The organism is Gilliamella sp. Gris1-4, assembly GCF_001690335.1.
In the GTDB taxonomy this organism is placed as follows: Bacteria; Pseudomonadota; Gammaproteobacteria; order Enterobacterales; family Orbaceae; genus Gilliamella; species Gilliamella apicola_P.
The window spans coordinates 60962-73606 of record NZ_LZHA01000088.1 but is presented as its reverse complement, the minus strand read 5'-3'; the positions used below and the strand labels follow the sequence as shown (position 1 = coordinate 73606).

Genomic DNA, 12645 nt, shown 5'->3' with positions numbered 1-12645 from the left:
GGGCAATAAGGCCCCGTTAGGAGGATTTAAAATGATTACAGGTATCCAAATTACTAAAGCAGACAACTCAGCACTTCTAAACTCTTTCTGGTTATTAGACGACTCTACAAAAGAAGCTCGTTGTGTAGCTGCTAAATCAGTTTATAAAGAAGATCAAATCATTCCTACTGCAGAACTTGGTCAATTCGAATATCGCGAAGTTCCATTAGATGTTGCTCCAACTGTAAAAGTTGAAGGTGGTCAACATTTAAATGTGAACGTTCTTCGTCGTGAAACTTTAGAAGACGCTGTAAAACACCCAGAAAAATACCCACAATTAACAATTCGTGTTTCTGGTTATGCAGTACGTTTTAACTCATTAACAGCAGAACAACAACGTGATGTTATTGCTCGTACATTTACAACTAAAATTTAATAAAATAACAAAAACTTTTAACCCAGCATTTGCTGGGTTTTTTATTGTGTGAAAAATTTAGCGTTGTATTTTAATACTAAAATATCTCCGGTAGACTATTGATTTTATTGATTTTTTCTTTTTAATTAAATCAGGCGATTACTGACTGATTTCTATTTTGATTGAAGAGAATCTAATAGAAACAAATCTGTATTCGCAATGACTTAACAACATTTTTTTGCTATAGTAAGTACCATTTTATTTAATCTATAAGAGTTATAAGCTATGGAATCTATACCTAATTGCCCTGTTTGCCAATCTGAACACACTTATCATGATGGCAGCTTTTGTGTTTGCCCTGAATGTGCCCACGAATGGGATCCAAACGAGGCTGTGTCTTCTGATGTTGGATTACAGGTAAATGATAGCAATGGTAATTTACTTGCTGATGGCGACGATATTATTTTGATTAAGGATCTAAAATTGAAAGGATCTTCAACAGTGCTAAAAAAAGGCGCTAAAGCCAAAGGTATTCGTTTAGTCGAAGGTGATCACGAAATCGATTGTAAAATTGACGGCATGAAAATAATGCTTAAAGCCTGCTTTGTAAAAAAAGCTTAGCTAATTATTTTATTAATGCTGATTTTATCAGCATTAATCTGTTTAGTTTTAATTAGTATAATCTATCACACAATAAAAATGCTTAGTTAGATCATTGTTTTTATTTAAGTATCTATTATCTTTTTTTAAAAAATTTATTTCTAAATCAATATGATAGAATACCAATTTCACTCAATAGTCACAAAAAGCAAGTCAAGTTGAATAGGTAAATTAAATATGACTGTGTGATCAATTTATATCACTGAGTTAAATACCATAAAATACTAGAAATTCGCTCAAACATTTGTTCAAAAATAAATTCAGTAAATGCGGGTAATGTTGTAATTAAATAAGTTAGCATGATTAACCCTAAGAATAGGGTTGCTGGATAACCAACCACAAATATAGATAGCTGTGGCGTCATTCTGTTAAGTAGTCCTAATGATATGTTAATAATTAATAGCAATGTCATTAAAGGAAGTGCTAACATGATTGCGTTGATAAATAATAGTTTGCTGACTTCAATTAATGCTAAGTATCCATTCGCTTGTAATGGCATTACTGCAATCGGAATAATATCAAAACTATTTGATATGCCGTATAACAACCATAGATGGCCATCAAGACTGAGAAATATTAATAAAGCAATGATGTTAATTAAGCGTGATAACACTGATGTAGATGGACCGCCAATAGGGTCAAAAAAGGTCGCCATTCCTAGCCCCATTTGCATCCCAATTAATTCTCCTGAAAATCGCACTGTCATAAATGCCAACTGCATGGTAAAACCAATAAGTATTCCAACCATTATTTGTTGTGCAATAATCCATATTCCTATAAATGAGTATATTTTTATATTGTCATCAATATGTGGATGTGGCAGTACAATCGTAGTGAGTAGCGCTAGGCCAATTTTAACTCGATTAGGCGTTTCTTTTTCGCCAAAAATGGGCGCTACCATGATCAACGCTAAGATACGAACAAAAGGGGAAAAATAGTCCCTAATCCAAGAAAAGAAATCGATATTAAATAAATTGTAGATATCAAATTCCATTACATTTAACGGGTTAAGTTAGGAATATCTGTAATAACGGTTTGGATATAGTCGATCATGGTTGATAGCATTGATGGCCCCAATATTATTAAAACCACAATGACCACTATGATCTTGGGAATAAATGATAATGTCATTTCGTTAATTTGCGTCGCAGCTTGTAATAAGCTAATAATTAACCCTGTTACTAATGCGGCTAATAATAACGGTCCAGCTAATGATACCGCAACTTTTATCGCTTGTATGGCTAACGTGCTGATATATTCAGATGACATAGTGCGACTCAACTAAAAAAGCTTTGTGCTAATGATCCAAGTAATAAATGCCAACCATCAGCCAAGACAAATAACATTAATTTGAATGGTAATGATACTGTCGCTGGTGGCACCATCATCATTCCTAATGCCATAAGCGTGCTTGCTACCACTAGATCAATTACTAAGAATGGAATAAAAATTGTAAAACCAATTTGAAACGCTGTTTTTAATTCACTCACCACAAAAGCAGGAATTAATACTTTTAGGGGAACGTCTTCACGTGTTTGAATGTCGTTTTGATGAGACATGTTAACAAATAATGCTAGGTCATTTTCTCGCGTTTGGGTAAGCATAAATTCTTGTAATGGTTTAGTTGCTTTGGTTAATCCTTCTTGCATGGTGATTTGATTTTGTGAATATGGCACATACGCTTCTTGATAAATTTTATCAATAACTGGCGACATAATAAAAAAAGTCATAAAAAGCGCAATTCCCAAAATAACTTGATTCGGCGGTGCTGATTGCGTACCTAGGGCATTACGTAACAGACCTAACACAATGATGATTCGTGTAAAGCTGGTCATCAATAATAATATTGCTGGTATAAAAGTGAGCAATGTTAAAAAGACTAATGTTTCAACTGGTAACGACCAATTTTGCCCACCAGTTAGGGGCTGATTTATGTTAGTTAAAGATGAAGTTTCAGCATAGCTAGATAAACTAAATAGCAATAAACTTAGCAAAATAGTTAAATTTAACCGCACTTGTTGTTACTCCTTTTTCACTTTTAAAGCGGATTGTAATATCTGTTGAAATGCGTTAATTTTCGTAAGATTTTTATCTGCTCCATTTTGCGAAAGCAACACTTTGGTTCGTTCTTCATTGATGGTATGTAACAATGTCATTTGTTGAGGAGTAACACCTACCACTAATAATTGGTTATCAACGTGAATAACCATAATACGTTCTTTAGGATTAATGTTATATGTGGCTTTGACGGCAATCCATTGTTCGGTCGTTTTTTTCCAACCCATTCGTTTTGCGAGCCATCCTAGCAATAAAATAAAACCGATGATCACAATAAGCGTTAATCCCATTGACGATCCAATTTCGGTATAAATATTTAAATCAGAAGACGATGGCGATAAGGTATTAGTATTGGTTGCACCAACCGTAGGTTGAATCAAATTAGGTTGCTTTATTGTCATTAACGGCTTAATCTTCTTACACGCTCTGATGGAGTAATAATATCGGTGATACGTACACCATAGTTATCGCCAACTACCACAATTTCGCCTTGAGCTATTAAATAACCGTTAATTAATATATCTAATGGTTCTCCTGCAAGCCCATCCAATGCAATTACCGAACCTTGGGTTAGATTTAATAGATCTTTAATAGCTATTTTTGTTCGACCAAGTTCAACGCTTAAATAAACAGGTATATCTAATATAAGATTAATATCTTGCTTTTTATCTTCTGTTTGTTGCGGAGATAATGTTTCAAAAATAGCCTCTTTAGTGATAAGTTCATCATTCATTACTTTTTCTTCTTGGTCTTCGTCGTTATTTGGTATAATGTCAGTCATTGAACACTCCCTCATTCAGTTGTTCTATCACAGGATTAATGACCTGTTCTACTTGAATTGCATACTGTTTATTTACTTTACCGTAATGGCCTTTTAATACTGGTACACCGCCAACTGTTACATCTATATTTGTTGGTTTTTCAATTGTTAAAATATCATCAACTTTTAACGCCAACAGTTTTTCAACAGTTGTATGAATATGGGTAAAATTGGCAACTAATTCGACAGATGATTGTTTAATTCCAGTGGTTAATGAACTCATCCAGATATTATCATCTTGATAAGTCTGTTCTTCGATAGGCGGCTTTATTAGCAACTCTTTGATTGGTTCAACCATAGAATAAGGGATACAAATGCAAAATGTTGCTTTGCTATGACCCACTTCGACTTTGAAGTTTGTTGTTAGCACGACATCATCAGGTGAACTGGTAATGTTGGTAAATTTGCTTTGCATTTCAGAGCGAATATATTCGGTTTCAATTGGGTATACATCAGCCCATGCATTTTGATAAATAACTAATGCTAATTCTAATACTCGTTTTATGATTTGCTGTTCGGTGTGGGTAAATTCTCGTCCTTGTGTTTTTATTTTAGTTGTATGCCCGTCTCCTCCAAATAATGAATCAACGATAATAAAGACTAATTCAGGTGAAAATGAAAATAAGCTTGAACCTCTTAATGGGTTAAGATGAACTAAATTTAAATGGTTTTCCAATGAAATATCAGAAAATTCCTCAAATGTTTGTGGTTCAATAGGCGATGCAACTACATCAGCATTGCGACGCAATCTATTAAATAGCCCAATTCTAAACTGACGAGCAAAACGTTCATTAATGATTTCTAATGCGGTTAATCGTTCAGGAATAAAGCGATGTTTTACCGATAAATCATAAGGTTTAACATTAACCTTTTTACCAGAAGGTAACGAAAAAGAAGAAGCATCAATACTGCTATCGTCAACATCGTTAACAAAACTATCAGATAGTTGTACAGCATCACTATTTTCATTTAAATCCGTTATGGGCTCTATCTTATTGGGCATAGCAATCACCGTATAATAAAATCAGTAAATAGAACTTCATCAACTTTTACCCAATGTTTTGCATCATATTGTCTTGATAAGGTATTTTTTATCTGTTCTTGTAAATCGACTTTTCCCGATTCTTGCTTTAGTTTGTTGACATACTGTTTTGAAGTTAAAAGTAGCACGTCACTTCTTACTTCTGGTAAATAATCTAATAACACCGTTCTTTGATCTTCATCAGCGATACGCAAAACTATTCCAATATAAATGATTTTATTAATTTCAATATTATCTTCTGAGACAGGTAATGAAATAGTAAACGGTTTTAATGTTAAAAATACCGGTGACGTAACTTCGGGGTCTTCTTGTGCTTTAGTTGTACTTTGTGAGTGATTTTGAAACCACAAATAGGCCGCAACACTTATCGCTAACAACGTAATAAGAATAAGGATCAGATTTAAAACACTTACTTTTTTTTTCGTGGTAGGCATATTTATTCTTGTCTCTATAAATTTAAAAAGATTTATAACCCATTAATTAGGTATAGTTACAAGAATAATAAATCATATTTTTTAAATTGATTTGAAGAATAGGCAACAAAACATTACCTATTTAAACGTTTCAATTGATTTAAAATATAAAATTGCTCAAAAAATAATAATCTTATTAGTTAAGCAAATATACTAAGTCTAGATTTAATTGATCGACTTTCAACTAGAGATTGCTCAATACTATCGTCTATTACATCAAGTGATACGACTTTCTGGGTTTGATTGCTTTTTGTTTGTTGCGGTGTATCAGATTGTTTTGAATCATTCATCATTGAAAAATCACCGATATTTGTTTGCTCTAGTGTAATACCTTGATCTTCTAATGATGTTCTTAAAAAAGGTAAAGCCGATTCTAACATACCTTTAACAACGCTATGTGCTGCCATCATATGAAGATTCATTTTATCATCATTCATTGCAAGCTTAATGTACATTGAACCTAACTCTTGTGGATGTAATTTTATTTCGGCAGTCTGAATTCCTTGACGATTAAACATGATAATTTGTTCAGTTAATGAAGTTTGCCACTGCATAATATTTTGTGTAGGTAAATTTATTGTCGCTGATCTTGCGCTAATACTAGTTTGTGATAATAGCTGGTTTTGTCCATTGGTATTGGCTAACAAAAATGGCTCTTGATTAGTAACCATTTGTCCTTCATCATCGTAATTATTTATTAATTGGACTTGATTTATCACTACTTTCTGCATAAATTCACTAGCTTTATGCGATTCATTTTTTGAGTTAGCAAAATTATTAATATTATCTTTAATATTTGTCGTTCCTTTATCCACAGGTTTAGTTTTTATTTCTGTTTGTGATGTTACTTTATTAATTAAATCTTCACTGTCATAAATAGAAGTAAGTAAATGCGTTGCTTGCTCATCGATTACCACTTCTGATGATGATCCATCGAATAAATTAACATTTAATGTTTCAGTATTTTGATCTATTTTTATATCACTATCTTGTGCTATTGGTGTTTGTATATTAAAGGGATAAATTTCCGTAATTAATATTTCAACATTATGATCATTATCTTCTTGCGCATCATCGATACCTTTTAATTTGGCATTAACTGTTTTTTTATTATGTTCGGTTTGATTTTCACTTTGTTGTAATAATTGTTGAAAGCAATCATTACCATTATTCGTTAAATTGGTTTCAACAAGATCTGATTGATGAGAAACAGTAGGGTTCAATCCATTGATAAGATCAACATTCATTTAATACTCTCCTTGCTAATTGTAACTGCGCAAATTCATCTGTCAGTTTTTGCTGTAACCGATTTTGTCGTTGCAAATATTGGTTATACTGCTTATTTAATAGTGTGGTATATGTGTTTAAGCTTTTTTGTGATTGATTAAGCTGATTTGTAATTTGCTTTTGTTTAATATCTAACGATAACAATAGTTTTTTTTGTTGCTCAATACCTTGTTCAATTGAAGCAATAAACGATTTAAAATTGTTTAACTCGCTACCTTTAATACCTTCAAATAAGGCATTATTTAATTTTTGTTGATATTCAACATAATAATTATTTAAAACATTTAGCTGTGATTGTGCATTTTGATGATTTTCATTTGCTTTTTTTAGTTTTATCAAGTTATCGTCTACCGACTTTTGCGCCAATTTTTTTAATGTTGAAAATGCAAGTTGCGAAGGATTTTTATTCATTATGATATTTCCCTAACGAGCTAATTGTGGCTCAACAATGGCCGCTAATTGTTGATAAGCGTCTTGATAACAGCAATGTTCATTAATACCTTGTTGTAAAAATTTTTGCATAGCAGGATATAGCGTTATTGCTCTGTCTAATAATGGATCTGTGCCAGATACATAAGCACCAACATTAATCAAATCACGGTTTCGTTGAAAACTTGAAAATAATTGTTTAAATAATCTAGATTTTTTTTCATCTTCAGGAGCAGTAAGATCTGTCATTACGCGACTGATTGAAGCCTCAATATCAATAGCTGGATAATGTCCTGATTCAGCAAGAGATCGAGATAAAACAATGTGTCCATCTAAAATTGCTCGAGCCGAATCTGCAATCGGATCTTGTTGATCATCACCTTCGGTTAATACCGTATAAAATGCAGTAATTGAGCCTTTCCCTTCTTCATCATTGCCAGCTCTTTCAACTAATGCGGGTAACTTTGCAAAGACTGATGGAGGATAACCTTTAGTTGCTGGGGGTTCACCAATTGCTAAAGCAATTTCTCGTTGTGCCATAGCATAACGAGTTAAAGAGTCCATAATCAATAAAACGTTAAAGCCTTTATCACGAAAGTTTTCAGCAATTTTTGTTGCATATGCCGCTCCTTGTAAGCGTAATAATGGCGAAACATCCGCTGGTGCTGCTATAACAACCGCTCGAGCCAATCCTTCTTCGCCTAAAATATTTTCGATAAAGTCTTTAACTTCTCGACCTCGTTCACCAATCAAACCGACAACAATAATATCCGCTTGCGTATAACGAGCCATCATGCCTAGTAAGACACTTTTACCAACCCCTGATCCAGCAAATAAGCCCATTCGTTGCCCTTTGCCAACGGTTAGCAAGGCATTTATAGCTCTGACACCAACATCAAGAACCTGATGAACAGGAGTACGTTGTAGTGGATTCAGGGATTTATTGGCTAATCCAGCATACTCAATATGCTCAGGTAATGGTTTGTCATCTAAGGGGTTTCCCATAGCATCAACCACTCGACCTAATAATCCCATTCCCATAGGTAATACTTTATGGTTAAAATGTGTTAGATCATATTGCTTAGTATAGACTCGAGCCCCTAATAAAATACCGTCAGTTGATTCAAATGGCATTAAATAAAGTGTTTTATCACTAAATCCAACTACCTCACACTCAACAGGCTCAATTCGACCGTCGGTTTGTCGTTCAACCAAGCAGTTAGACCCCAAAGGTAACTTTAGTCCAATAGCTTCTAGCACAAGTCCCGATGCTTTAATCAATCTTCCATATTGGCGGATTAGTGATAGTGATTCAAGTTGTTGTGTAGCTTGGTCAATTTTATTTAGCCATTGTGCAGAATATCTCACGTTAATGATTGTCCTCTTTTAAGCTATCAGACATTATTTGCCAGTGTTGATCGATATTTGCATCAATTTCATTAGTTTCGGTAAATATCTTGCATCCACCCTGTTCTACGTTAGAATCGGCAATAAGTTGCCAATGATGTTGACTGATTTCATCATTCAGCATGGGTTCTAACCACAGTAAATCAGCTGGATTAAGATGCAATGCAATAGGTTCAGACAAGACTGAACACTGTTCAACTAATGTTTTTATGGTATATATAAGCTGTTTTTGCTTAGCTTTTGGTATCATGCCTACTGTTTTTTGCGCAGCAATCAATGCTAAATCAAGCAGTTTAGGAACAATTAATTCATCGATCTCGTTAATCGAATTTTGAAAATTAGCTATTAAATTAGCTATAGCTTGAACGGCATTTAATTTTTCTTCATTAAGTTGTTGTTCAATGAACTGGCGCCCTTCTTGCTCGCCAATTTGATATCCTTCATCATAACCAGTTTGCTTACCTGCATTGAAACCTTCTTGTTGACCTAAATTAAAACCGTCCTGATAAGCCTGTTTTTTTACCTCTTCTTTTAATTGCTCTAACTGTTGTGCCTGATTTAACTCTGGTTCAATTACAACATTATCTATCTCGGTAGCAGTTAGTTCTGTTTCAGGATCATCAGTTCCAACGTTTATAGCAACTTCATTTTTACTTAATTTCGGTAATTCGGGTAAAGAGAAATCTTGAAAACTTAATGGTTCCCAATTTAATCTATCGGGCCGATTACACATATTCATCATCACCGCTACTTAGGATCACTTCACCACTTTCTGCTAATCGACGAGCAATAGCCAGTATTTTTTTCTGTTCAGTTTCAACTTGAGATAAACGTACAGGAGGTCTATTTTCTAAATCTTCACGTAAGATAGATGCCGCTCGCTGTGACATGTTACTCAATAGTTTTTCTCGTAATTCAACCGATGCACCTTTCAATGCAATTATTAATATTTCATTATCGACTTCTTTAAGTAAGCGTTGAATACTTCTATCATCCACTTCAACAAGATTTTCAAATAAGAACATTTCATCAATAATTTTTTGGGTTAACTCGCCATCATAATCACGCAATGCATTAATAACTTGCTCTTCTTGCTGCGTTTTCATTAAGTTAATAATTTCTGCCGCAGTACGTATACCACCAAGATTATTAAGTTTGATATTTTGACCATGTAGTAAAGTCGATAATGAAGTTGAGAGTAATTGAAGTGCAGAAGGCTCTACTCCTCCAAAAGTTGCAATACGTAACATGACATCGTTTCGTAATTCATCATCAAATAGATTTAGAATTTCTGCCGCTAAATCACGATTTAGATGAACTAAAATAGTTGCAATAATTTGTGGATGTTCTTTTTTGACCAAATCAACTGCTCTTGTAGCATCGACATAGTTGAGCATTTCAAGACCATCGGTTGCTTCTTCTTTTCCTGTATCTAATAATTCATCCAGTAAACGTTCGGCTTTTTCACTACCAAGAGATCGACCCAATATTGTACGTAAGTAACCATCTGGATCGGTATTTAAAACAGCGCATTCTTCAAGAGCAACTTGGCACTCGTTAAGTATACCTTTCAACTGTTCTTGAGAAAATTGAGGTAATGACATCATCGCACTACTAATTTGTTGCACTTCTTTATGGTTAAGATGTTGCATAACTTGTGCCGCTAACCCTTCACCTAACACCATTAAAATCGCAGCTACTTTTTGAGATTCACTTAATATCATTGCTCAGTGTCCTCCTTATTTATCCAATTACGAATAATTAGTGCCATTACACGCGGTTCTTTTTCAACAATTTTCCGTATATGCTGTTGTTGTTGCGTATTATCTTCAAATATTTTTTGCTGTTGTTTACTGTGAGCTTTATAATCTAATTTATCGTCTACGGTAGATTGAGAAACTAATGATTCTCCATTATCAATAAGGAATTTACGTTGTAATTTTATCCATACCGAACGTAAAACCTTACGCCACGCAAACCATAAAATAATAATATAAATTAGATATTTAATTACTGTTTTAGCAGAATCATAAAATTCAGAAGTTTTCCAAAATGCCATATTATCGTTGTCATCAAGTGTTTGATCGGTAAATTTCAAATTTGCAACAGTCAAGCTATCACCACGTAAATCAGAAAAACCCATTGCCTGACGGGCTAATGCTTCAATATTTTTCAGTTCATCACTATCTAGCTTTACCCATTGCTCAGTTATGGAAGATGACTTGTTTTTGTCATTGTCAACATCCTCAGATTTAACATTATCTGGCTCGGTTGTAACAAATTTATAATTCACCAAAACAGCAACCGATAAACGTTTAATACGACCTTCAGGTATTTGACTGTGTATAACCTTTCTATTTACTTCAAAATTAACGGTATTATTTGATTGCAAGCTGTAATTTCCTTGCTTATCGTGTTTTTCAGTCGATTCTTGTTCATCGATTGGCGCGCTAGATGCAGGTACAGGTTGATTAGACAAAGCTCCTGGCACACCACCTACACCATAGCTTTTAGCTGATTGACGATTTTCTACTTGTTGCTTACTGCGAATAGTTTGATTAGCAATATCACTATTAGGATCATAAGTTTCTGATGTTGATTCTTGTCGACTGAAATCAATATCAGCATTCACTTGTACCTTGACATTATTTTTACCCAAAATTGGCGTGATAATTTTTTCTACTCGCTCACGAATATTATTTTCAATTCGCTCACCAAATTCGAGTTGAGCGACATTTGTGTTTCTATCACGATAACCTTCACCAGTTAACAGGTGACCATGCTGATCGATAATGGTCACTTTATCTGCTTGTAATTCTGGCACACTACTAGAAATTAAATGGATAATGGCATCGATTTGACCTTGTGATAATGAGCGCCCAGGAAATAACGTTAATGCCACCGATGCTGAAGGAGATTTCCTTTCCCTGACAAATAAAGAAGGTTTAGGCATTGCTAAATGCACTCTAGCATCATCAATACTACTGATGATGGATATTGTTCGGGATAATTCGCCTTCTAAAGCTCGTTGATAATTTATTTGTTCATTGAATTGGCTCATACCAAAACTTTCTTTGTCGAGCAATTCAAAACCAACTGCCCCACCTTTTGGTAAACCCTGCTGAGCAATACGTAATCGGGTATCGTAAACTTTATCTTGCGGAATTAAGATTGTGGAACCAGAAGACGAAAATTGATAAGGAATATTCATCTTATCAAGCTGGCTAATAATTTCACCACCATCTTTATCATTTAAATTACTGAATAAAACTGCATAAGACTCATCTTTAGCCCATAAATAAATAAAACTAATAATGGCTATTATAATTACAGCTGCAATTAACAATGCCATTTTGGTGTTTTGTTTTAGTTGATTTATAAAAGGCAACTTATTTAATATTGATTCACCTTTATTATTGACTGTTTGACTAGCCATTGGCACCCTGACTCTAAACTATTTAGATTAACTCTGTTCGTTATTATCCATGTATTTAAAAAATTCAATGGCGAGAAAAGCGTGCACTTTTTCCCTTACTTAGACCCTTTGTTTTTTAGTTTTTATGATAAATTTAGCGACACATTAACAAAAAACAGAAAAATAAACACAATAAATGAATACAATCAACATATTAAATTCATTTAAACTTGATGATTTAAATGAATCAACGTCAATTTCCTCAAAAACGAATTTTGCAGATAAAAACTTTGTTTCAGAATTAAAAACCGCTTTAGATAACATCAGTCAACTACAAATACAAACAAATAATGAAGCTAAAGCTTTTGAAATGGGAGATGCAAATATTTCATTGAATGAGGTCATGGTTAATATGCAAAAATCATCGGTTTCATTGCAGTTTGGTATTCAAGTACGCAATAAACTGGTTGCTGCTTATCAAGAAATTATGAATATGAATGTTTAATTCATAGCCTCTATTAGATAATAAATAAAAAGAGATATTTTTTGTGCGGTTGTTTTATGTATGATTATTTATTCTGGCATAAAATAATATATTTAATCAACACAGTAACAGATTTTCATGGCCTTATTATGAAAAATAAGGCCCGAACCAAACGC

The 12645-nt window shown here is 33.6% G+C and carries 15 protein-coding genes and 1 pseudogene; 3 read left to right on the top strand and 13 right to left on the bottom strand.

What is annotated here, in order from left to right:
• The first annotated feature begins 31 nt into the window (after window positions 1-31).
• Entirely contained in the window at window positions 32-415 is a 384-nt protein-coding gene (gene grcA, locus A9G31_RS11025) for an autonomous glycyl radical cofactor GrcA (protein WP_034910787.1), read from the top strand.
• A gap of 264 nt (window positions 416-679) precedes the next feature.
• Entirely contained in the window at window positions 680-1015 is a 336-nt protein-coding gene (locus A9G31_RS11020) for a zinc ribbon domain-containing protein YjdM (RefSeq protein WP_065561668.1), read from the top strand.
• A gap of 238 nt (window positions 1016-1253) precedes the next feature.
• Here A9G31_RS11020 and fliR read toward each other — a convergent pair whose 3' ends face one another.
• The 13 genes and pseudogenes from fliR to fliF all read right to left on the bottom strand — a co-directional run bounded on the left by fliR (window position 1254) and on the right by fliF (window position 12006).
• Window positions 1254-2048, bottom strand: a complete 795-nt coding sequence (fliR, locus tag A9G31_RS11015) for a flagellar biosynthetic protein FliR (protein ID WP_065561667.1) — start codon at window positions 2046-2048, stop codon at window positions 1254-1256.
• A 5-nt stretch (window positions 2049-2053) separates the two neighbouring features.
• On the bottom strand, window positions 2054-2323 hold the full coding sequence (gene fliQ, locus A9G31_RS11010; protein ID WP_065561666.1) for a flagellar biosynthesis protein FliQ: 270 nt from the start codon (window positions 2321-2323) through the stop codon (window positions 2054-2056).
• Window positions 2324-2331: 8 nt separating this feature from the next.
• A complete protein-coding gene (gene fliP, locus A9G31_RS11005) occupies window positions 2332-3069 on the bottom strand; it encodes a flagellar type III secretion system pore protein FliP (RefSeq protein WP_065561665.1) in 738 nt (245 codons plus the stop codon).
• Between the two features lie 6 nt (window positions 3070-3075).
• The gene (fliO, locus tag A9G31_RS11000) at window positions 3076-3513 is read right to left on the bottom strand and encodes a flagellar biosynthetic protein FliO (RefSeq protein WP_065561664.1); all 438 of its coding nucleotides are present in this window, start codon (window positions 3511-3513) and stop codon (window positions 3076-3078) included.
• Window positions 3513-3815: pseudogene (fliN, locus tag A9G31_RS10995) on the bottom strand (flagellar motor switch protein FliN); the annotation flags it as partial. The pseudogene fliN and the gene fliO, both read right to left, overlap by 1 nt.
• A gap of 70 nt (window positions 3816-3885) precedes the next feature.
• Window positions 3886-4935, bottom strand: a complete 1050-nt coding sequence (gene fliM / locus A9G31_RS10990) for a flagellar motor switch protein FliM (RefSeq protein ID WP_065561663.1) — start codon at window positions 4933-4935, stop codon at window positions 3886-3888.
• 5 nt (window positions 4936-4940) lie between these two features.
• A complete protein-coding gene (locus A9G31_RS10985; protein ID WP_034909500.1) occupies window positions 4941-5408 on the bottom strand; it encodes a flagellar basal body-associated FliL family protein in 468 nt (155 codons plus the stop codon).
• 179 nt (window positions 5409-5587) lie between these two features.
• Window positions 5588-6694, bottom strand: coding sequence for a flagellar hook-length control protein FliK (locus A9G31_RS10980; RefSeq protein ID WP_065561662.1), 1107 nt, complete (start codon window positions 6692-6694; stop codon window positions 5588-5590).
• A complete protein-coding gene (gene fliJ / locus A9G31_RS10975) occupies window positions 6684-7145 on the bottom strand; it encodes a flagellar export protein FliJ (protein WP_051634102.1) in 462 nt (153 codons plus the stop codon). Before fliJ ends, A9G31_RS10980 begins: the two co-directional genes overlap by 11 nt.
• 12 nt (window positions 7146-7157) lie before the next feature.
• A complete protein-coding gene (fliI, locus tag A9G31_RS10970; protein ID WP_034909495.1) occupies window positions 7158-8537 on the bottom strand; it encodes a flagellar protein export ATPase FliI in 1380 nt (459 codons plus the stop codon).
• Complete coding sequence (locus A9G31_RS10965; protein WP_176700400.1) at window positions 8533-9303, bottom strand: flagellar assembly protein FliH; 771 nt, start codon at window positions 9301-9303, stop codon at window positions 8533-8535. The genes fliI and A9G31_RS10965 overlap by 5 nt, the downstream gene beginning before the upstream one ends.
• Window positions 9296-10294, bottom strand: a complete 999-nt coding sequence (gene fliG / locus A9G31_RS10960) for a flagellar motor switch protein FliG (RefSeq protein ID WP_065561660.1) — start codon at window positions 10292-10294, stop codon at window positions 9296-9298. The genes A9G31_RS10965 and fliG overlap by 8 nt, the downstream gene beginning before the upstream one ends.
• Window positions 10291-12006: a flagellar basal-body MS-ring/collar protein FliF gene (gene fliF / locus A9G31_RS10955; RefSeq protein ID WP_065561700.1), complete on the bottom strand. Its 1716-nt coding sequence runs from the start codon at window positions 12004-12006 to the stop codon at window positions 10291-10293. Before fliF ends, fliG begins: the two co-directional genes overlap by 4 nt.
• Before the next feature lie 175 nt (window positions 12007-12181).
• On the opposite strand from fliF, the gene fliE reads away from it, so the two are divergent.
• Window positions 12182-12490 (top strand): flagellar hook-basal body complex protein FliE, encoded by a 309-nt coding sequence (gene fliE / locus A9G31_RS10950; protein WP_065561659.1) that lies wholly within the window; start codon window positions 12182-12184, stop codon window positions 12488-12490.
• Window positions 12491-12645: the final 155 nt, after the last annotated feature.